Origin of the sequence: Vibrio lentus, assembly GCF_030409755.1 — a bacterium.
Classification (GTDB): domain Bacteria; phylum Pseudomonadota; class Gammaproteobacteria; order Enterobacterales; family Vibrionaceae; genus Vibrio; species Vibrio lentus.
In genome coordinates, this window is record NZ_JAUFQE010000002.1 from 2,814,218 (window position 1) to 2,836,674 (window position 22,457).

At 46.4% G+C, this 22,457-nt stretch carries 16 protein-coding genes; 13 read left to right on the forward strand and 3 right to left on the reverse strand.

Annotated features, from left to right (window positions below; all coding sequences use genetic code 11):
• The first annotated feature begins 375 nt into the window (after window positions 1-375).
• The 8 genes from arcA (at window position 376) to QWZ07_RS21205 (ending at window position 9,382) form a co-directional block, all read left to right on the forward strand.
• Window positions 376-1,599, forward strand: coding sequence for an arginine deiminase (gene arcA / locus QWZ07_RS21170; protein ID WP_017104611.1), 1,224 nt, complete (start codon window positions 376-378; stop codon window positions 1,597-1,599).
• A gap of 72 nt (window positions 1,600-1,671) precedes the next feature.
• On the forward strand, window positions 1,672-2,583 hold the full coding sequence (gene arcC / locus QWZ07_RS21175) for a carbamate kinase (RefSeq protein ID WP_192853338.1): 912 nt from the start codon (window positions 1,672-1,674) through the stop codon (window positions 2,581-2,583).
• Between the two features lie 183 nt (window positions 2,584-2,766).
• Window positions 2,767-3,777: an ornithine carbamoyltransferase gene (locus QWZ07_RS21180; RefSeq protein WP_004729719.1), complete on the forward strand. Its 1,011-nt coding sequence runs from the start codon at window positions 2,767-2,769 to the stop codon at window positions 3,775-3,777.
• 497 nt (window positions 3,778-4,274) lie between these two features.
• Window positions 4,275-5,204 (forward strand): aspartate carbamoyltransferase, encoded by a 930-nt coding sequence (gene pyrB / locus QWZ07_RS21185; protein ID WP_192853337.1) that lies wholly within the window; start codon window positions 4,275-4,277, stop codon window positions 5,202-5,204.
• 15 nt (window positions 5,205-5,219) lie between these two features.
• Window positions 5,220-5,684 (forward strand): aspartate carbamoyltransferase regulatory subunit, encoded by a 465-nt coding sequence (gene pyrI / locus QWZ07_RS21190; RefSeq protein ID WP_192853336.1) that lies wholly within the window; start codon window positions 5,220-5,222, stop codon window positions 5,682-5,684.
• 326 nt (window positions 5,685-6,010) lie between these two features.
• Window positions 6,011-6,499: an arginine repressor gene (locus QWZ07_RS21195; RefSeq protein ID WP_004729722.1), complete on the forward strand. Its 489-nt coding sequence runs from the start codon at window positions 6,011-6,013 to the stop codon at window positions 6,497-6,499.
• A gap of 175 nt (window positions 6,500-6,674) precedes the next feature.
• Entirely contained in the window at window positions 6,675-8,540 is a 1,866-nt protein-coding gene (locus QWZ07_RS21200; protein ID WP_192853335.1) for a protein-disulfide reductase DsbD, read from the forward strand.
• Between the two features lie 212 nt (window positions 8,541-8,752).
• Complete coding sequence (locus tag QWZ07_RS21205; protein WP_012604978.1) at window positions 8,753-9,382, forward strand: response regulator transcription factor; 630 nt, start codon at window positions 8,753-8,755, stop codon at window positions 9,380-9,382.
• Here the strand turns inward: QWZ07_RS21205 and QWZ07_RS21210 are convergent.
• A complete protein-coding gene (locus QWZ07_RS21210) occupies window positions 9,379-11,130 on the reverse strand; it encodes a potassium/proton antiporter (RefSeq protein WP_192853334.1) in 1,752 nt (583 codons plus the stop codon). The genes QWZ07_RS21205 and QWZ07_RS21210 overlap by 4 nt on opposite strands.
• Window positions 11,131-11,578: 448 nt before the next feature.
• Between QWZ07_RS21210 and QWZ07_RS21215 the strand changes: the two genes are divergently transcribed.
• The 4 genes from QWZ07_RS21215 to QWZ07_RS21230 all read left to right on the forward strand — a co-directional run bounded on the left by QWZ07_RS21215 (window position 11,579) and on the right by QWZ07_RS21230 (window position 15,545).
• On the forward strand, window positions 11,579-11,845 hold the full coding sequence (locus QWZ07_RS21215; RefSeq protein ID WP_009844701.1) for a DUF4212 domain-containing protein: 267 nt from the start codon (window positions 11,579-11,581) through the stop codon (window positions 11,843-11,845).
• A 10-nt stretch (window positions 11,846-11,855) separates the two neighbouring features.
• The gene (locus QWZ07_RS21220) at window positions 11,856-13,559 is read left to right on the forward strand and encodes a sodium:solute symporter family protein (protein WP_017108594.1); all 1,704 of its coding nucleotides are present in this window, start codon (window positions 11,856-11,858) and stop codon (window positions 13,557-13,559) included.
• A gap of 204 nt (window positions 13,560-13,763) precedes the next feature.
• Complete coding sequence (locus QWZ07_RS21225) at window positions 13,764-14,147, forward strand: hypothetical protein (protein ID WP_102485546.1); 384 nt, start codon at window positions 13,764-13,766, stop codon at window positions 14,145-14,147.
• 12 nt (window positions 14,148-14,159) lie between these two features.
• A complete protein-coding gene (locus QWZ07_RS21230; protein WP_192853333.1) occupies window positions 14,160-15,545 on the forward strand; it encodes a class II fumarate hydratase in 1,386 nt (461 codons plus the stop codon).
• A gap of 108 nt (window positions 15,546-15,653) precedes the next feature.
• On the opposite strand, the gene QWZ07_RS21235 is transcribed toward QWZ07_RS21230, so the two are convergent.
• A complete protein-coding gene (locus tag QWZ07_RS21235; protein ID WP_192853332.1) occupies window positions 15,654-19,085 on the reverse strand; it encodes a hybrid sensor histidine kinase/response regulator in 3,432 nt (1,143 codons plus the stop codon).
• Between the two features lie 111 nt (window positions 19,086-19,196).
• Entirely contained in the window at window positions 19,197-20,387 is a 1,191-nt protein-coding gene (locus QWZ07_RS21240) for a 3-phenylpropionate MFS transporter (RefSeq protein ID WP_102485548.1), read from the reverse strand.
• Between the two features lie 229 nt (window positions 20,388-20,616).
• On the opposite strand from QWZ07_RS21240, the gene QWZ07_RS21245 reads away from it, so the two are divergent.
• Window positions 20,617-22,449: a DUF294 nucleotidyltransferase-like domain-containing protein gene (locus QWZ07_RS21245; RefSeq protein WP_192853331.1), complete on the forward strand. Its 1,833-nt coding sequence runs from the start codon at window positions 20,617-20,619 to the stop codon at window positions 22,447-22,449.
• Window positions 22,450-22,457: the final 8 nt, after the last annotated feature.

Below are 22,457 nucleotides of genomic sequence, written 5' to 3' on the forward strand. Positions count from 1 at the left end.
AAATATATAAATACTAACATTGCATACTTCCAATCTAAGCTCATTATTATCAATAAAACCATTTTGCATATAATCCCTCACAAATTGGATTCTAGCTAGGCGAATGAAAAAAGCATGCATAATATTCCCAAGGAGTTAACTATTTAGAAAAGGCTGACAATAGTTGAAAGTGCATAAAGTTTGTTAAAACCCTTGATTTTAAAGGGCTGCGGGATAAAAAACGATTTGTGATAGATCTCTAAGAATACCTGACTATCAGGCGTAATATTAATTCCAGACAAGAGATATGAATAAAATAATTCATTCTTCTCAACTGAAAATAAATAATTACTCTTAGCGATAAAAGTAATTCAAATATATAAGAGAGAGACGATCATGAGTAAGTTCTATGTAGGTTCTGAAATAGGTCAATTACGCCGCGTTCTAGTTCACCGTCCAAGACGCGCACTGACTCACCTAACACCCTCTAACTGTCACGATTTGCTGTTTGATGACGTACTGGCTGTTGAGCGTGCAGGTAAAGAGCATGACGCATTTACTCAAACGCTACGTGATCAAGGTGTTGAAGTTCTTCTTCTTACTGACTTGCTAGCAGACACACTAGCTGTGCCAGAAGCGAAAGATTGGCTACTAAGCTGCCAAGTATCTGATTACCGTTTGGGTAAAACATTCGCCAATGATGTGCGCTGCTACTTGGGCGACTTACCAAACCTAGAGCTAGCAAAAATCCTAACAGGCGGTTTGTCTTACGCTGAGATGCCAATGAAATCATCTTCAATGATGCAAGGCATGCACGCACCAACCGACTTCATTATCGAGCCTCTACCAAACCACCTATTTACTCGCGACACATCTTGCTGGGTATACGGCGGTGTATCTATCAACCCAATGGCGAAACCAGCTCGTCAACGTGAAACAAACCACGTTCGCGCTATTTACCGTTGGCACCCAACATTCGCAGGCCAAGACTTCATTAAATACTTCGGCGATGAAGAAAAGATCAACTATGACAACTCAACCATTGAAGGTGGTGACGTTCTTGTGCTCGGTCGTGGCGCGGTACTTATCGGTATGTCTGAGCGTACAACAGCACAAGGTGTAGAGCACTTAGCATCTAGCCTATTCAAACACGGTCAAGCGAAACAAGTTATCGCAATGCAACTACCAAAACACCGCTCTTGCATGCACTTAGACACCGTTATGACGCACATGAACGAAGATACGTTCTCTGTTTACCCTGAAGTCGTGAGTAAGGATGTGCAGTGCTGGAACCTAACTGGTGATGAGTCAGGCGCAGTGAAAGTGAAAGAAGAAGGCTACTTCGTAACGGCTATCGAAAAAGCACTTGGCGTAGACAAGCTAAACCTAATCACAACGGGTGGCGACAACTTCCATGCAGAGCGTGAACAGTGGAACGATGCAAACAACGTTCTAACGGTTAAACCTGGCGTCGTTATTGGCTACGAAGGCAACACATACACCAATGAAAAATACGACAAAGCAGGCATCACGGTTCTTCCGATTCCAGGAGACGAACTTGGTCGCGGTCGCGGTGGCGCACGCTGCATGAGCTGCCCAATCGAGCGTGATGGTATCTAATCACTAAGACGAAACGGCCAAGTTGAACGATCTAAAATAATCTCAACTTGGCCAAAATGAGAGAACACAATTATGACTAAGCAAACTGTTGTTGTTGCACTCGGCGGTAATGCCCTACTTCGTCGCGGTGAGCCGTTAGAAGCCGATGTTCAACGCCGTAATATTGAAACAGCTGTTAAAACCATCTCTGAAATCGCGAAAGTGTACAACGTGGTTCTAGTACACGGTAATGGCCCACAAGTTGGTTTACTTGCTCTGCAAGGTTTGGAATACAAAAAAGTAAATCCGTACCCGCTAGATGTGTTGGGCAGTGAGACTCAAGGCATGATCGGCTACATGCTGATGCAAGAGTTCAAAAACTATCTTCCTAACCGCAACATCTCATGCATGCTGACGCAAATGACCGTCGATCCAAACGATCCTGCATTCGCGGATCCAACCAAACCGATTGGCCCGATCTACGAAGAAGCAGAAGCGCGTGAATTGGCAGAGAAGTTCCACTGGATCGTAAAACCAGATGGCCAACATTTCCGTCGCGTAGTACCAAGCCCACGCCCTACCGGGATTGTTGAACACGACGCGATCACCCAACTTATCGAGGCAGGTCATCTCGTGATTTGTACTGGTGGTGGTGGCATCCCAGTGAAAAAAGAAAATGGCAAATTAGTGGGTGTTGAAGCGGTTATCGACAAAGACATGTCAGCGGCTTTCTTGGCGAAACAATTGGATGCAGATGCACTGCTTATTCTGACCGATGCTGACGCTGTATACCTTGATTGGGGCAAACCAACTCAACACGCACTGCGCAGCACCACACCAAGCGAATTGGCGAAGTTCACATTTGATGCCGGCTCAATGGGGCCAAAAATTGAAGCATCGTGCGAATTCATTCAGCAAGGCGGCAAAGTAGTGGGTATCGGTGCACTCGAAGATGGCTTGCAAATTCTGCAAGGCCAAGCGGGCACCAATATCACCAAAGGTTAACGTACTAGCGAGCTTTATCATCTTGAGAACCTTAAACCTTGAGAGCTTTTAAAGCTTGCGAAAACAGATTAAACGAAACAAACCGAACCGAACCGAACAAATTTAACTAAAAATTGAATCGCGCTTTCTTGAATTTTCTTTCCCTGTAACAGGAAAGCGCCTAAATCTAAAAAGGAATACATCATGGCTTTTAACCTACGCAATCGTAACTTCCTAAAACTACTAGATTTCACTCCACGCGAAATTCAACACTTGTTAGATCTTTCTATGGAGCTAAAAAAAGCGAAGTACAACGGTTACGAACAGCCAACACTGACTGGCAAAAACATTGCACTTATCTTTGAGAAAACCTCAACTCGTACTCGCTGTGCATTTGAAGTTGCTGCATTCGACCAAGGTGCTCGAGTTTCTTACTTAGGCCCATCTGGCTCTCAAATTGGCCACAAAGAATCAATGAAAGATACGGCTCGTGTTCTTGGCCGTATGTACGATGGCATTGAATACCGCGGCTTCGGTCAAGAGATCGTTGAAGAGCTAGGCGCTTACGCTGGCGTTCCTGTATGGAATGGTCTGACTGACGAATTCCACCCAACACAAATCCTGGCTGACTTCCTAACCATGACGGAATACGGCCGTGGTAAACAACTGCATGAAATCAGCTTTGCTTACCTAGGTGACGCTCGCAACAACATGGGCAACTCTCTGATGGTTGGCGCGGCGAAAATGGGCATGGACATTCGCCTTGTTGCTCCAAAACAATTCTGGCCACAAGAAGAGCTATTGGCTCAATGTCGTGAAATTGCAGAACATACGGGCGGCAAAATCACACTGACTGAAGACGTTCAAGAAGGCGTGCAAGGTTGTGACTTCCTATACACCGACGTTTGGGTATCCATGGGCGAAGCAAAAGAAGCATGGGCTGAACGTATTAACCTAATGATGCCTTACCAAGTCAACATGGACATGATCAAAGCGACAGGCAACCCACATGTGAAATTCATGCACTGCCTACCTGCTTTCCACGGCGAAGACACAACCGTAGGCAAACAGCTTGCTGCTGAATACCCACAACTAAAAGACGGCGTTGAAGTAACAGATGAAGTGGTTGAGTCTGAATACTCTATCGTGTTCGATGAAGCTGAAAACCGCATGCACACCATCAAAGCTGTAATGGTTGCAACATTAGGCAGTTAATAAGCTGAACAACTAAGAATCTAGATAACTAATAATCTAAATAGTTAAGCACTCACTTGTTCGCAAGACATTAACAAGTTAAGTGCAATAGCAGGGAAATGCGGGTGGCGTACTTGGGATTTAACCCTTGGATAAAGCCCGCATTTTTTTTCATTCGACTGAAGAAGTTATCACCCCAAAAAACACAAGTTTGTCAGCTTCAACAAAGGCTTAAATGGAAGTTAAAAACGGACGCGATTTCGCATAAAAATCCATTAAATGAATACTTTACAGAAAGTATTGCATGGCCTTTTTATCTGAGTATAATCCTCCGCAATTTGTCTTAAGAGAGCAAAAAATGAACCGCAATTCTGTCGCACATTATTGTCAAACTACACGCCAAAGAGTGGCGGTGGTGTCATTTTTATTTTGCTCTATTGATCGTTTCGAAGCCTCCTATTTTTAGGGGGCTTTTTTTTGTCCGCAATTTGACTGTATGCATAGAAGGAAGACCCGTTATGGCGCATTCGTTATTTAACAAGCACATCATCTCCATACCTGAGCTCACTCGTAATGAACTGGAGCTTATCGTCGACACCGCAGCAAGGCTCAAGGCTGAGCCAAACCCAGAGTTGCTGAAAAATAAAGTCGTTGCGAGCTGCTTCTTTGAGCCTTCAACTCGAACTCGCCTTTCATTTGAAACCGCGGTTCAGCGTCTTGGCGGCACCGTCATCGGCTTTGATAATGGCGGCAACACATCGCTGGCCAAGAAAGGCGAAACACTTGCCGATTCGGTGCAGGTTATTTCATCTTACGTCGATGCCTTCGTGATGCGTCATCCACAAGAAGGCGCAGCACGTTTGGCCTCTGAATTTTCGAATGGGGTTCCGGTAGTAAATGGCGGCGACGGTGCAAACCAACACCCGACTCAAACCTTGTTGGATCTGTTCTCGATTTACGAAACGCAAGGTACGCTTGATAACCTCAATGTAGCGTTCGTTGGCGACCTAAAATATGGCCGAACTGTGCACTCACTGACGCAAGCACTATCAAAATTCAATAACGTGCGTTTCTTCTTTATCGCGCCAGAAGTGTTAGAGATGCCAGATTATATCTGTGAAGAATTAGAAGAGATGGGTATCCAATACAGCGCCCACAGCAGCATTGAAGAAGTGGTGCCTGAACTGGATGTCCTGTACATGACTCGCGTACAGAAAGAGCGCTTTGATGCATCGGAATACGCGCACATGAAGTCGGCTTACATCCTAACCGCCGATACATTGAAAGACGCTCGTCAAAACATGAAGGTACTTCACCCACTGCCACGCGTCGACGAAATCACCACTGACGTTGATAAAACGCCACACGCTTACTACTTCGAACAAGCTGAAAACGGTGTGTATGCACGTGAAGCTTTATTAGCCCTAGTTCTAAACGACACTTTATAAGCAGGAGATACAGTCATGGTTAAACAAACTCAGCTACAAGTAGAAGCGATCCGTAACGGCAGCGTGATTGACCACATCCCTGCTCATCTTGGGATTAAAATTCTCAAACTGTTCAAGCTGCATAAAACAGAACAACGCATCACGATGGGGTTAAACCTGCCATCATCAGCGCTCGGCAACAAAGACCTAATCAAGATTGAGAACATCTTTCTGACCAAGGAACAAGCCAATCAATTGGCTCTGTACGCTCCACAAGCGACAGTGAATCAGATTGAAGAGTACAAAGTGGTCAACAAGCTCACACTTGTACTGCCAGAACAAATCAACAGTGTGTTCTCCTGCCCAAATAGCAACTGTATTTCACACGGTGAACCTGTCGAAAGTAGCTTTAAAGTGCAGCTAAAATACGAAAACGTACAGTTAAAATGTCACTATTGTGAAAAAGTATTCTCTCGCGAGATCATGAGTGAAATTCGCTAACCCTTAGCGCTATTACCTCCGCAACGAAAACCCTTTATAGTTCATGGATATTTATTCCCAACGCGGAATAAATATCCATTTAACCAAAGAATAAAACTCCAAAATAAAAGCAATTAACCAGAATTTTGTTTGGTGATCGCCTTCAAAAAGATAACTATCCTTTAGTGGTAGACTCAATGCATAGATGATCATACATCTCGCATACCCTCCCTCTTATTTCGGGGTTCATCGGTAAGCCCTAATTAACAATCGTACTCTACGGCTTTGGGAGTGCGTTCTGCGCTATGGACAAGCGATATCAACACGTTGACCTTAAGGAGTTGTTCATGAACCAAATCACTGAGCACGGTTGCTTGTATTCAGCTGAAGATAAAACACTGACTGCCGCGTGCAAACGCTTACTACAACAACAAAGCTTCTCGACCCAGAACCAACTGCGCGAGAAACTCGTCGACATTGGCTATACAGGTATCAGCCAATCGACCGTCTCTCGCATTTTGTCACAGCTTGGCGTTGTCAAAATTCAGAATGCCTGTGGCAAAAAGGTTTACTGCATCACTGTTGAAAGCGCGCCTGTGCGTGTCGATGCCTCAATCTCATCACAAATCGAATTAATTACTCACAACCAAGCGATGGTGATCGTAAAAACAAACCCTGGTTGCGCACAGTTGGTCGCAAGATTAGTCGATATCGACCCACATACCGAGATTATCGGTACGGTCGGCGGCAATGACACCGTGCTAATTATCCCGAAAGACACGATGAACATTGATGCTTGTGAACAAGTAGTAAGAGCACGCTTAGGTGTTGCCTAAATGTCTTATTGGCAAGGGCTGTTCACTGCAGTTGCACAGCTAATCCTCTCTCGACTGCCTAAGAAAGTGGCTCACCCGCCCTAGCGGATATTTGCTGGTCGATGAAACTAATCACAAACTATTACGGTCTGATTGAGTTAAGATACCTTCAACTCCATTTTGATGACTAAATAGTATGCGACGACTTGCCACATTACTTTTTGTTTGTGTTTCCCTGTTCACCCAGCCTGCGTGGGCGCTTTTTGGAAACGACAACACCGAGCCAAGCTTCGGAGGCAATAACAACGGTTTTGTCCCTGTAGACCAAGCTTTCCCTTTCAATTACTACCAGCAAGACGGCAAAGTCCTTCTCGACTGGCAAGTAAAAGAGGGCTACTACCTCTATCAACATAGCCTCTCGTTCACTGGCCAAAATCTCGCTATCGGCAATGTTGAAATGGAAGATGGCCAACCACACCAAGATGAATTCTTCGGTGAGGTGAGCATTTATACTCAGCCGTTATTCGTGCAAGTTCCTCTACAGAGTTACCAAGATGGCTCGCAGCTGATCGTTAAGTATCAAGGCTGTGCAGATGCTGGTTTCTGCTACCCACCAGAGATCCGAGTAATCGACATTGAACCGTTTACTGCGACGAGTTCTGGTGATGTGAAAAGCAGTGATGTGCAAAACAGTGGTGCCTCACGAGATTCTTCTGATGCAACTGGTGAAGCAGACAATTCAGTACAACCCTCTTCTCCTACAGCTGACGCAGCAAGTAATACCACTCAACAAACCAATGCTCCCGTTTCAAAAGAAGCAGGCTTAGCCGATAAGCTGGGTGACAGTTGGTGGACTCCATTATTATTCTTAGCTCTCGGTGTTGGCTTAGCCTTTACGCCGTGTGTTCTGCCTATGTACCCAATTCTAACGGGTATCGTGCTAGGTGGCGGCAAGCTCAGCCAAGGTCGTGCGCTGATGTTGTCCTTCATCTACGTGCAAGGCATGGCGCTGACCTACACCTTATTGGGTTTAGTGGTTGCTTCAGCAGGTATGCAGTTCCAAGCTGCGATGCAACATCCTTACGTATTAATCGCGCTGAGTGTTCTATTCGTGACGTTGGCGATGTCGATGTTCGGCGTTTATAACCTACAACTACCAAGCAGCATCCAAACTTGGCTTAACAACCAAAGTAACAAGCAACAAGGTGGCAATACCTTGGGCGTGTTCGCGATGGGGGCTATCTCGGGCTTGGTGTGTTCACCTTGTACCACAGCGCCATTGTCAGGTGCACTGCTGTATGTGGCTCAAAGTGGCGACCTATTAACCGGAGCGATCGCTCTTTATGCGTTAGCGATGGGTATGGGTATCCCGCTGATCTTGGTTGCGGTGTTTGGTAATAAGCTGCTGCCGAAAGCAGGCAGCTGGATGGACAAGGTGAAGATCGTATTCGGCTTTATCTTGCTGGCAGCACCTATCTTCCTACTAGAGCGTATTATCCCTGAATTGTGGGCAACGGTACTTTGGTCTGGATTAGGCTTCATCGCCTTTGGTTGGCTTTACCACAGCAAGAATGCACTGCCATTCGGTGGCTGGAAGCAAAGCGCAGTGGGTATCATCGCGATGCTCGGACTATTCGCTTCAGCGCAACCAGCATTGAATTACTGGTTCGCAGAAAAGAGCGTTGTGGTTGAACAACAAATCCAATTCGCACGCGTCAACACGGTTGAAGAGTTAGAAATCCAGCTCATCGAAGCCAAGAAACTCGGCAAGCCAGTGATGCTCGATTTCTACGCCGATTGGTGTGTGGCATGTAAAGAGTTTGAGAAGTACACCTTCCACCAAGCTGATGTTGAGAACAAGCTTTCTGATTTCGTCCTGCTTCAGGCTGATGTAACGAGAAACATGCCTCAAGACATTGAACTTCTTAAACAATTACAAGTGCTCGGCTTACCAACCATTGAGTTCTGGGACGGCAAGGGTAACCATGTTCCAAATGCTCGTGTCACTGGTTTTATGCCGGCAGATGTATTCTTAAAACACATGCAAGACCACCAGCTATAACGACGACATTCGTCTAAATACAAGCACTAACGAAAGCCGCACCGCCCCTCCGTAACGAGATGGCAGTGCGGCTTTTTTGCTATTCAGAGTAACGCTTTCTTATTCCGGGGATAAAAGTCGATATGGTTCAGACTTTTCATGCATAGATATTGTCCACATACTCAATCAGGATGATAATAAATATTAACTAAATTGTTAAAAGTATGAACGTCATGGACTCGACCTATACCATCATCATTGCTGATGACCACCCTCTCTTTCGCAACGCCCTGTTTCAGTCAGTTCATATGGCTATCAGCGGTGCGAACCTGCTTGAGGCTGATTCTCTCGATGCCTTACTGACTCTACTAAAAAAAGAAGATGAACCCGACCTGTTGCTTCTCGACCTTAAAATGCCGGGAGCAAACGGGATGTCGGGCTTAATTCAACTGCGTGCTGAATATCCAGATTTACCGATTGTGGTGATCTCAGCCAGCGAGGATGCCAGCGTTGTCACTCAAGTGAAGAGCCATGGTGCCTTTGGCTTCATTCCTAAGTCGAGTGATATGCGTGAATTGGTGAGTGCACTGAATCAAGTGCTGAATGGCGACCCGTTCTTCCCTGAAGGGCTTATCACCAACAATGCAGCCTGTAGCGACCTTGCAGAAAAGCTTTCCACACTGACGCCTCAGCAATACAAGGTATTAGGGATGCTTTCAGACGGCCTGCTGAACAAGCAAATCGCCTATGAATTGAATGTTTCGGAAGCGACCATCAAGGCACATATGACAGCCATCTTCCGTAAACTGGATGTGAAAAACCGAACTCAGGCGGTTATCTTGCTACAAGAAGTCCACAACTAAGCTTCGCTTATATCCTCTTCTAAAGTCGTCTTTGGTAAACATAAACCCAACCTGACGACTTTATGATCATCTATCTCTGCAACCACCCAAGTAATGTCATGCCACACAAAACTATCGCCTAATACAGGGTGGGCACCAAGCTCTCGCTCAGCCAATTGTTTTAGCGTCATTTCTCGCTCTTCTTCCGAGCCCAGTTCAATGCCATAACAATCACTGACTGCTGCAACCGATAGTTCGACATCCAAGAAGAAATCACCAAAGAATCGAGCGGCCTCTTCAGCTAGAGGAGCCTCACTGAATAGTGCACTTAAACTATCTAGATCTTTATCTTGGCCAAGCACACAGAGAATATCGTTCGCCTCTAACACGGTGCTACCCGATGGGTGAAGCAAAGCATCTTTTCTAAACAGTGCCGTAATTCGCGTCCCTTCAGGCATAGACAAACGCTTAAGCGGCTCACCAACACACCACTTTTCCTCTTTCAGCTTGTAGACAAACATCTCCCACTCACTGGTCGGATAAATCTCCATGCCAGTACGAGAAATTGGGGTTGGTGTCGGTGGTAAGGTCACCTGAGCCAACCTCGCAACTTTCATCAAGCTACCGCCCTGAACAATCAGCGAAACCATAACCACGAAGAAGGCGATGTTGAAGTAAAGCTGAGCATTAGGCAGGCCAGCCATCATCGGGAACACCGCCAAAATGATCGGCACAGCACCACGTAAACCGACCCAAGACACAAACCAACGTTCTCTGGTGGTAAAGCTTCTGAACGGCAGTAAACCCAACCAAACAGACAACGGGCGAGCAAACAAGATCATACCGAAAGCCAATGCTAACGCAGGAAGTGCAATGTCCATCAATGTCGATGGTGTAACCAATAGCCCCAGCACCAAGAACATCACGATCTGGCTTAGCCACGTCATGCCATCAAGAACATTAAGGATAGAGTGTCGAGAGCGAGTTGGACGATTACCAATGAACAGACCGACGAGGTAAATCGATAAGATGCCACTACCACCAAGCATGTTAGAGAACGCAAACAGCGCCACACCACCGCTGAGTACCAGAATCGAGTAAAGGCCATCGGCCAGCTGTACTCGGTTAATTAGACTCCATAGAACCCAACCGCCACCAATACCAATAAGGGTGCCGATACCAAACTGCATCGCGAAGCTTTTGAGTAGGAAGTTCATTCCCATCTCGGCATCTGGGGTGCCCAGTAGCGCAATTAAAGTCACTGTCAGGAAGACCGCCATTGGGTCATTGGTACCGGATTCTATCTCTAAGGTTGAGCCAACACGTTCATTGAGGCTCTGCCCTTTCAATAAAGAAAATACCGCAGCTGCATCGGTCGAACCCACAATCGCACCAACCAAAATGCCTTGCATCAGTGATAGGTCAAACAGCCAAGCCGCCATTAAACCGGTTAGGGTTGCGGTACAGGCCACACCTATCGTCGCCAGCGAAAGCGACGGCCAAAAAGCGACCTTGAAGCTCGCGACCTTGGTTCGCATACCACCATCAAGCAGGATCACAGCCAGCGCAAGGTTACTCACCAAATAGGTCAGCGAGTAATCATTGAAATTAATGCCACCGGGGCCATCTTCGCCCGCCAACATACCAACGAACAAAAAGATTAAAAGAATCGGAACGCCCAATCGAGAGGACACTTGTGAGAAAAGTACACTGATGGCGATGAGTACGGCACCAGTCAAAAATAAGTGATTAATGGTTATTGCGTCCAATTCGTTCCCCCAAAGAATAAAACTCGAGCTTTAAGCCTGTTGATCTTTTGCCACTAGCTTGTTGATCTTCTGCCGTTAAGCAAGTCACGGCCGGTGAAAGTACCGTAGTTACTATAACAAACTTATGTTTCGCTTCGTGTCATAAGCAGGACTAAATACCGTTTCTCAGTCATTTAGTTGTTAAATTTTATGACTCACACTCTAATTCATCCCTTTTTGTTAGACCTTTGGCTAATTTAACATCATTGCAACATCACGTTTTTCTATGATTATGCCTCCTAGCTCCCATATTTCAGTGCATTAGCGCTAATAGCGTCCCGACTAAAGTTGCACAGATCCCTTGACTTATCCTTGCTACATTCTAAATCGTAACATTACGTTAACACGCTATTTTACAAAAACGGTTTCACAAAACGGTTTCTACGAAAACGGAATAAAGGAGAAGGCAATGGCGTTCGAATCTACGGAACATGCTCAAGCCTACTGGAAGGAAAACTTGGGAATAATGGGAACACTACTCGCAGTTTGGTTTGTGGTGTCTTATGGCGCTGGCATCTTATTTGTGGATGTCCTAAATACCATTCAATTTGGCGGATTTAAGCTAGGTTTTTGGTTCGCTCAACAAGGTTCAATTTATACCTTCGTGGCGTTGATATTTATTTACGTTGTTCGCATGAATAAGCTGGACAAAAAATACAACGTACAGGAAGACTAGAGGCTAGAACATGGATATTCAAACTTGGACGTTTATTCTCGTCGGTATTACTTTCGCAGTCTATATCGGCATCGCAATCTGGGCTCGCGCTGGAACAACGAGTGAATTCTACGTTGCTGGCGGCGGCGTACACCCAGTAGCAAACGGCATGGCAACAGCCGCTGACTGGATGTCGGCAGCATCATTCATCTCAATGGCAGGTATCATCTCATTCGTTGGTTACGACGGTGCGGTTTACCTAATGGGTTGGACAGGTGGTTATGTACTACTTGCGCTATGTTTAGCACCTTACCTACGTAAGTTCGGTCAGTTTACGGTTCCTGATTTCATCGGTGAACGTTACTACTCGAAAACAGCACGTATGGTAGCGGTATTCTGTGCAATCTTCGTATCATTTACGTACGTTGCAGGCCAGATGCGTGGTGTTGGCGTTGTATTCTCTCGTTTCCTAGAAGTTGATATTAACCTAGGCATCATCATTGGTATGGGTATTGTGTTCTTCTACGCAGTGCTTGGTGGCATGAAAGGCATCACTTATACGCAGGTAGCTCAATTCTGTGTCCTCATTTTCGCCTTCCTTGTTCCAGCAATCTTTACCTCAATCATGATGACAGGTAACCCACTTCCACAAGTTGGTATGGGCTCGACGCTATCAGGTACAGATGTATACCTACTTGATAAACTGGATGGACTAACAGAAGAACTCGGATTTACCGCCTATACCGAAGGTAACAAGAGCATGGTAGATGTATTCTTCATCTGTGCGGCTCTAATGGTAGGTACTGCCGGTCTTCCACACGTAATCATTCGTTTCTTCACGGTACCAAAAGTACGTGATGCTCGTATCTCAGCAGGTTGGGCACTACTGTTCATCTCATTGCTATACACAACAGCACCTGGCGTTGCAGCTTTCGCTCGTGTAAACATGATCGAAACGATTAACGGCCCAGACATGCAAGGTGTCGCAGCAGCAGACGCACCAAGCTGGTACAAAAACTGGGAAAGCACTGGCCTAGTTGGTTGGGAAGATAAGAACGGCGATGGCAAAATGTTCTACTCGGGCGATGAACGTAACGAGATGAAGATTAACCGTGACATCATCGTACTGGCTTCTCCAGAACTAGCAAAACTACCAAACTGGGTTGTAGCACTACTTGCAGCCGGTGGCCTAGCAGCCGCACTATCAACAGCCGCTGGTCTACTACTGGTAATCTCAACGTCGATTTCACATGACTTGTTGAAGAAAGGCTTCAGACCAAACATGACCGACAAGCAGGAGCTATTAGCCGCTCGTTTGGCCGCCATGGTCGCGATTGTTGGCGCAGGTTACTTAGGTATTAATCCACCGGGCTTCGTAGCTCAGGTAGTAGCGTTTGCCTTCGGCTTAGCCGCAGCATCCTTCTTCCCTGCCATCATCCTAGGTATCTTCTACAAGAAGATGAATAAGGAAGGCGCAATTGCAGGTATGTTGTCAGGTATTGCCTTCACAGCAAGCTACATCATCTACTTCAAGTTCATTAACCCAGCAGCAAGCACACCGGAAAACTGGTGGTTTGGTATCAGCCCAGAAGGCATCGGTACGCTAGGTATGTGTCTAAACTTCGTAGTATCAATTGCTGTAAACAAAGTAACTGCTGAAGTTCCACAAGATGTACAAGATATGGTTGAGAACATCCGTTACCCGAAAGGTGCTGGTGAAGCTCACGACCACTAAGCACGGCCACTAAACAAAGATGTTTAGCAAAAAATGAATCAGTACTTACATTGTAGGGATTAGGTACTGAATCTTAGAAAGCCGATACGTCATGTATCGGCTTTTTCTTTTCCCCTCCATTTTATAAAAAGACAAACAAAGGGTTGTTTTTAAAATCTCATTTGATAATAATTATCATTAACATCCATTAAAGAGATGCAAATAATGATGAAAGAACAGCAGGGTCTCTATTCGAGGTTTTACAAAGCACAAGATCGCTTTGCTTCATTAGATCAAGTTCAAGGCCACGAGCCGTTTGTGATTCGAGACTACATCGAGTGCGCACTAACGCTTTCGGCTTACTATGAAAAGCATGCCGCCCAAGAAAACATCTTGTTGTGCGAGCTGTATCTGCGCCAAGTTTTCTTCCATTTAATTGAAGCGATTGAGTCTCGTGACCGCAGTTTCACCTTTCGTCATATCTGCCTAGACTCTATTCACTCACCACTATTTTATTTGAAACGCCACTACTGCCAGCAACCACAAGGCCAAGCGCGTTTTTTGAATCTCAGCCAAACACTACAACAAGTCCAAGCCCCACTTGGCTAACAAGGATAGAACATGACCCTACAATTTCGGATAGAAAAAGACAGCATGGGCGAAGTGAAAGTTCCTGCCGATGCGCTATACCAAGCACAAACTCAACGTGCCGCGGATAACTTCGCGTTTAGTTCACACAAGATGCCAACCAGCTTCATTCAAGCACTGGCGTTAATTAAGCTGGCCGCCGCCGATACTAATGCTCAGCTAGGTTTACTGGAAGGTGATATTGCCAACGCGATAGCCGAAGCCAGCCAAGAGATCATCGATGGTAAACACCTCGAGCAATTCCCTATTGATGTCTATCAGACGGGCTCTGGTACTAGCTCTAACATGAATGCTAACGAAGTAATTGCGACACTCGCTTCGAGAAGTCTGCAAGGAGACGTGAACCCGAATGATCACGTAAACATGGGGCAAAGCAGTAACGATGTCGTGCCAACAGCAATCCAAGTCAGTGTCGCTTTGATGGCAGAAAATAAGTTGCTGCCTGCACTTACCCACCTTTCTGCGGCGCTTACCGTAAAACAGCATGAACTTGCTGAGGTAGTCAAAACCGGCCGTACCCATCTAATGGATGCAATGCCGATTACCTTTGCCCAAGAGCTTGGTGGTTGGAAATTTCAGATTGAACATGCCAAGCAAGCGATAGAAAGCAGCTTGCCAGCAGTCAAGGCGCTTGCTCAAGGTGGTACAGCGGTAGGCACAGGGATCAATGCCGACCCACGCTTTGCCGATAAGTTTGCAAGTAACCTGTCTCAATCGACAAAGATCAATTTTACCTCGAGTGAAAACTTCTTTTTTAACCTCAGCAGCCAAGACGCGATCGTTGCGCTGTCAGGTCAGCTTAAAACTGCAGCAGTTGCGATCATGAAGATCTCAAACGATCTTCGTTGGATGAATTCAGGCCCGTTAGCTGGCTTAGGGGAAATTGAGTTGCAGGCTCTGCAGCCGGGCTCGTCTATCATGCCTGGCAAGGTCAACCCTGTAATTCCAGAAGCAGCTGCCATGGCAGCTGCGCAAGTGATTGGTAATGACACCACCATTACGATTGCAGGCCAATCGGGTAACTTCCAATTAAATGTGATGCTGCCGGTTATTGCTCATAACGTTCTAGAAAGTATAGAGTTGTTAGCCAACAGCTCAGTCGCACTGGCTGATAAAGCGATTGCTACCTTCACCGTGCGCCAAGACAATCTCGATTTAGCGCTTTCAAAGAATCCAATTCTGGTGACCGCACTTAACCCTGTGATTGGCTACCTAAAAGCGGCTGATATTGCCAAGAAAGCTTATAAAGAAGGCTTACCGATTCTAGATGTTGCCGAACGAGAAACTGATCTCAGCCGAGAAGAACTTAGCAAGCTGCTTGACCCAACCACACTGACGCAGGGTGGAATCGCAGGTTAGTGAATCAGTGAACAAGAATTAACGCTCCTTACCGAAACAAAAAAGGCCTCATCTGAGGCCTTTTTTACATCCGTTCATTAATTCGGAATTAGAACTGATTATTCCTAATTAACTCACACGATTTAGAACAGCCCTGAGTTTTAGCGGCTTCACTGGCTTAGCAATAAAGCTGAAGCTGTTGGCCTTTATCGCTGCCAACATGTCATCTGTTCTATCAGCACTGATGATGACACCTTCAAAAGAGTCCCCAAGACGTAAACGACACTGCTGCAGGACTTCGAGTCCAGTTCGGCCATTATCGAGGCGATAATCAGAGAAAATCACATCCGGTTGCCAATCATCATCGAGACACTTCAAGCTTTCGACTAAGTCGACGGCGGTCTTAACTTCACATCCCCATCGTCCTATCAAGTTCTCCATACCGACCAAAATTTCTCGCTCATTATCGACACACAGTATTTTCAAGTGCTCGATATCACTGGTCGCCATTGGCGCTGAAGCTTGCACAATTGGGGCCACCCGCTCTGCTCTCGCTAAGGTGATGGAAAAGACGCTGCCTTCTCCCGGCCATGAACGCATCGAGATTTGATGACCAAGCACATGAGCAATCCCTTTCGAGATAGCCAACCCTAACCCCAGACCTTGATCAGCACGTACTTGGCTACCACGCGTAAACTCTTCGAAGATCTCTTGTTGCTTGTCTTCATCGATACCGGTTCCGTTATCCCACACATCAATTCGTACCTGACCATTGACTCGTCTCGCGCCAAGTACCACTTTTCCTTCTGGGTTATAGCGGAACGCATTAGTCAAAAAGTTCTGAATCACACGTCTCAATAATTTAGGATCCGAGTGAATAAACAGTGATGATGGGATCATCTGAAATTGGATCTTCTGCTGCGTTGCCAAAGCGCTAAATTCAGCATTCAAATTGGTCAGCACATCATGCACGGCAATCGCGTGAATGTTGGTTTCTAATTTTCCTGACTCCAATCGAGAGATATCAAGCAGGTCGCCAATCAGATCTTCAGCCGCACCCAACGCACTTTCGATATGAGAAGAAAGTTGCTTCTCCTCTTGCTCTTTTGCCACCTCAGACAGCGACGAAGCAAATAGACGCGCAGCATTGAGTGGCTGCATCAAATCATGACTCACCGCAGCAAGAAAACGACTCTTAGATTGAGATTCTTGATCCGAAATTTGAGTGGCTTTAACTAAACGTTGGTTAAGCTTTTCGAGCTCTTGAGTTCGCTCATGAACTCTCGATTCCAAGCTTTCATTGGCATCTTTTAGTGCTTGCTCTGCTTGTCGGAATACCGTGATGTCGGTAAAGCTCATGACAAACCCACCACTCGGCATTGGGTTACCTTGCACCTCAATCACTCGACCATCAGGACGAATACGAGATGAGGTGTGTCGCGTGCCTTGCTCAAGGTGATAAACACGACGTCGAACGTGATCTTCTGGGTCACCCGGACCACATAAACCTTGCTCAGCATTGTGACGAATCACATCTGAAATAGGTCGACCAACTTGAATCAAACCAGCAGGGAATTCAAACAGCTCTAAGTAACGTTGATTCCACGCCACCAGCCTCATTTGTTTGTCTATTACTGCAATGCCTTGGCCAATATGTTCAATTGCGCCTTGTAGTAAACCACGGCTGAAGTCGTACAGTTCAGAGGCTTCATCAACGATGGTCGCCACCTCTTCAAGCTGCATGTTTCTGCCCTGCAAGGCCGAAGTGAGTACTAACTTAGCAGACGAAGCACCGAACACCCCGGCGAGCACGCGCTCTGCGTGTCGAATCAGACTTGCGGGCGCTTGTTGATTGGGAAGCAGCGGCTGACCGTGTTGTTGCCAATAACTGTGTAAAGCACTTTTCGCTCGCTTACGACCTACAAAACGCGAGGCGAGCATCTCTAATTCAGCCACCGTAACGCGGTTCTGATAGAGGCTAATATTCTCATTTTCAGGCAGTGGCGTACCAACAAATGCTGCTGATTGTAAGCGCTCACTTAGGCTTGGGCGTGTTGTCATCGAGACCACTACATAACACAGGGTATTGAGTAAGATACTCATCACGATACCCCAGTTTGAACTGCTGACATCCCAACTACTCAGTAGCTCTGGAGGCGTAATAATCCACAACAGTAAATTACTGTCGCTATCGCCCGCCAACATACTGGTTTGGCTCATTAGGGTAATTAGCCAAATCACTGAGCCAACTAATAAGCCAACATAAACGCCCTTTCGATTACCCAAACGCCAATACAAACCACCGATCAAGGCGGGGGCAAACTGCGCAATCGCCGCAAAGGAGAGAAAGCCGATCGCCGACAGAGAATGAATGGTATCGAGCGCCTGATAAAATGCCCAAGCACCCAGCAACAGTAATAGGATCAGTCCACGACGAATCACCAATAACAAGCCAGAAAAATGTTTATGCGTTCTTTGCGTCAAACGCATACGACGCAGCAACAGTGGCATCACAAGATCATTCGATACCATGATCGCTAATGCAATGGTCGAGACAATCACCATGCCACTCGCCGCCGAAGTACCTCCGAGGAAAGCTAACAAAGCAATATGATTGGCCCCTTCTGCCATCGGCACGCTAATCACATAAGTATCAGCCGGCATACCCGTAAGTAATCCCTGACCTGCCCAAGCAATCGGTAGAACAAACAGCCCCATTAAGATGAGATAAAGAGGAAATAACCAACGAGCGGTGTGTAAGTCCTGAGGTCGTTCGTTTTCAACCACCATGGTGTGAAACTGACGCGGCAGACAGACAATCGCCAACATCGTAAGAATGGTGTGAATCACTAACGTGGGAATATTGGGTGATTCATAAGTGGAGGCCGCGACATCAAGCAAGTCGATTTTATCGCTGCTCATTGCGAGGTAAATGATAAACAGACCAACAATCAAGAAGGCCGCCAGCTTTACAATCGACTCAAACGCCACCGCCATCATCATGCCACGGTGATGTTCTGTGTTATCGATGTGCCGCGTGCCAAACAGCATCGTAAAAATCGCTAATGCACCGACCACAAACCAAGAGACGTGATAATTCTGATATCCAAAATCTTCGGCGAGATCGGGGGCGACAATCTCCAAGCCCATCGTAATACCACGCAGCTGTAGCGCGATATAAGGAAGAATACCGACCACTGCAATCACGGTGACGGCTACAGCCAAGCCCTGAGATTTTCCATAACGAGCCGCGATAAAGTCGGCAATAGAGGTGATGTGTTCACGCTTCGCGATGAGGATCAGCCGAGCTAAGATCCGCCACCCCAACGTGAAAACTAAAATAGGGGCGAGGTAGATGGGTAAGAATGACCAAGGGTTATTACTGGCCTGCCCGACCGTTCCGTAGAAGGTCCAAGAGGTACAATACACCGCAATAGAAAGGCTATATATCCATGGACGCCAGCGTGATAGCCAACGAACTTGCCTGTCTCCATACCACGCGATCAGAAATAACACGCCCAAGTAAGCTAAAGAGACTGGAATTACTACCCATCCTTGCATTGAAAACCCTTTCTTCATCCATAAAAAAACCTCTCCATAAGGGAGAGGTTTCATTTAACTAGGGAAGTGCGTTTAACTCAATCGCATCGCTTAAATTCTGTGCTTTGGGCTTTAATTCTGAGCATCAGATTGAGTTGACGCTGTTTGATTGACTTCAACCACTGAACTTCTTTCATCAACCTTAATGAACAGTGCAAGTGCACCCATTGCGGCCATGCCCCAGAAAATATTCGCACCCCAAAGTTCATAACCCCAACCACTCAGGGTTGTCATTAGAGCGATAAATGCACCTAATGGAATCGCGTTATACAAAGCTTGCAGGGCAACCATCTTGTTCTGTTCTTCAGATTGAATGTATTGAATCGCAGCAATATGCGCCATAGCAAATGTCACACCGTGAAGCAGTTGCACCATCACCAATGCAAAAATAGCCGTCGTTGACGCGGTAATACCCCAGCGAGCCATTACCCCGATTGCCGCTACTACGAACAGCGTGCGCAGTGACCACCCTGAGAACAAGCGTTTACTTAAAGCAAACACGGCCACCTCAGCGACAACACCTAAGCTCCATAAGTAACCAATAATCGCTTCAGAGTGACCCGCCTCTTTCCAATAAATCGCACTAAAGCTGTAATACGCAGCGTGGCTACCTTGCAGCAGCGCCATCAAGGCCAAAAATTTAACTACTGACGATTCACGCAGCAGCTCACCTAATTTTGGTCGTACCGCTTGTTGCTCAGAGTTTGTCACCGGCATCACATTAGGATTTCTCATCGCCAATACTAATGACATCAGCACACCAGCAAACGCGGTATACAAAATCATGTCTGTGCCAAACTTCGCAACCAAAAAACCCACCACGGTGGAGCCCGCGATAAATGCAATCGACCCCCACAAGCGAGTACGCCCATAATCAAGCATATTGAGGCGACTGTAATGGTTCGCCATTGCATCAGACAATGGAATGATCGGGCCGCAGCATAGGTTGAACAATACTGTGGCAAGCAGCATCAATAAAAAGCTACCGCCGGTGAAGAAGTGGAAGCCAACAAACAGCAATGCCGCGAAGCTCAAGCAACGCAAAGCCGGCATTAAATGCTCAACTTTATGGATACGTGGGGTGATCACTAGGTTGGCAACACAACGCGTCGCAAAGCCAATACCAATCAGGACACCAATGTCACCCGCAGAGACACCTTGGTCTTCAAACCACAGCGCCCAAAATGGCAAATAAACGCCATAGGCAAAAAAGAAACCAAGAAAATACTGGGAGATCCAGCCATAGGGAGAAGGGCTAAACATAAATAACCTATAAAGTGTGCGGAAAAAGGCAAAACCAATTATGCCTACGTCGCATACGATGAAAAAGGGAATTATTGAAGAGATAGTATTCCTGTATTCAATGAATATCGATATCCCATTTGAGTGAGGTATCCGGCGCTCACCTGCACCCACGATCGCATTTAGACTAAAGTCGTCTGGAGCTTCGCTGGTAATTTGTCAGACTGAAAAGAGACTCCTACTTCTTTCGATGCTTATGCCTGATAAATTTAATATGCAGCACCCGCCCTTCGATAGCCTGTCCGACACGGAGCAGTTAACGCTGCGTTCCTCATTAGATGTGGTTTATTACCGAGCACACGAGGTGATATTGGAGGCAGACCGCCCTAGTCGCCATCTGCATATTCTGATTAAAGGAGCCGTGGAGGAACGAGCGAGCAGCGATGGGGAAATCTACGCACATTATGCCAATGACGATATCTTCGATGTACGCAGTCAGTTTGAACCTCACACCAAACACCAATATATCGCACTTGAAGATACGCTAAGTTATCTACTGCCAACCGATATCTTTCTCGATCTGTACCACGCCAATGGCCAGTTTGCCGCTTACTTTGATAGCAACCTTTCGACACGAAAAGCGCTAATTGAAGCTGCCCAACAGCAACAAAACCTTGCCGAGTTCATACTGACCAAAGTGGACGAGTCGATCTATCACCCTCCACTGATACTGGAACCCGGACAACCTATCAACCAAGTCACTCAAACCCTTAAAGAACAAGGGTTGGACTCGGCTCTTATTCATTTGGAACATGATGATCCAAAAGCTTTTGGATCATCATGTTCCTTTCCGTATGGAATCGTCACAAGAACCAATTTATTGCACGCGGTGATGCTCGATAATCATCCGCTCGATACCGCGGTTGGCGAGATAGCAACGTTCCCTGTACTGCACGTTAATCAAGGGGACTTCTTGTTTAACGCCATGATCACCATGACCCGAAATCGCGTAAAAAGGTTGATGGTTTGTGATGGCCCAAATGCTGTTGGTATGGTGGATATGACGCAGATTCTGAGTGCATTCTCTACTCATTCTCACGTTCTTACTTTGCGTATTGCGCGAGCCACCAGCATTGAAGAGCTCGCATTAGCCTCCAACAAACAACGTCAACTGGTCGAAAGCCTACTCAGTAACGGCATTCGAACGCGCTTCATCATGGAGCTAATTTCAGCCGTTAATGAACAGATCATAGAGAAGGCTTTTGAGTTGGTTATCCCACCCGCACTGCATAATCATTGCTGCCTGATTGTATTGGGATCTGAAGGTCGCGGAGAGCAAATCCTTAAAACCGATCAAGACAACGCGCTGATTATTCAGGATGGTTTGGAGTGGCACCAATGCCAAAGCGCCATGAACGACCTAACGCATACATTGCAACAATTGGGCTACCCACTCTGCCCGGGCAACGTGATGGTCAACAACCCGAAATGGGTTCATTCACAACAAGAGTGGAAACAAACGCTCACCCGTTGGGTAAAAAAGGCAACGCCCGATACCGTGATGGATATTGCCATCATGTCAGATGCACATGCCGTTGCGGGTAATAGAGAACTTTTAAAACCGGTCAAGCAACACCTGAGTGATTTGATGCTAGGACAGGAATTGATTCTGACTGAATTCTGCCGCCCAGCTCTGAACTTTTCAGTTCCCCTCACCCTATTTGGTAACGTGAAAAAATCCAAGTCAGGGCTCGATATCAAGCAAGGTGGTATTTTCCCGATAGTCCACGGTGTGAGAGCACTTTGCCTTGAGCATGGTGTGACGGTGAACAACACCTTTGAGCGTATTGAACAGCTCGTTAGCAAGAGGGTATTAGAGCAAAGTACCGCGGACAATCTCAATGAAGCGCTCAAACAGTTCTTTAAATGGCGTTTAGCTCAGCGACTTTCACAACAACACAGCAGCAATAAAATCGACGTTAAACTGATGGAACGGGCAGACCGAGACTTACTTCGCCATAGCTTACATGTGGTCAAAAAGTTCAAGCAATGGCTCGGCTACCACTATCAAATCAGAGATTAGGTGACTGA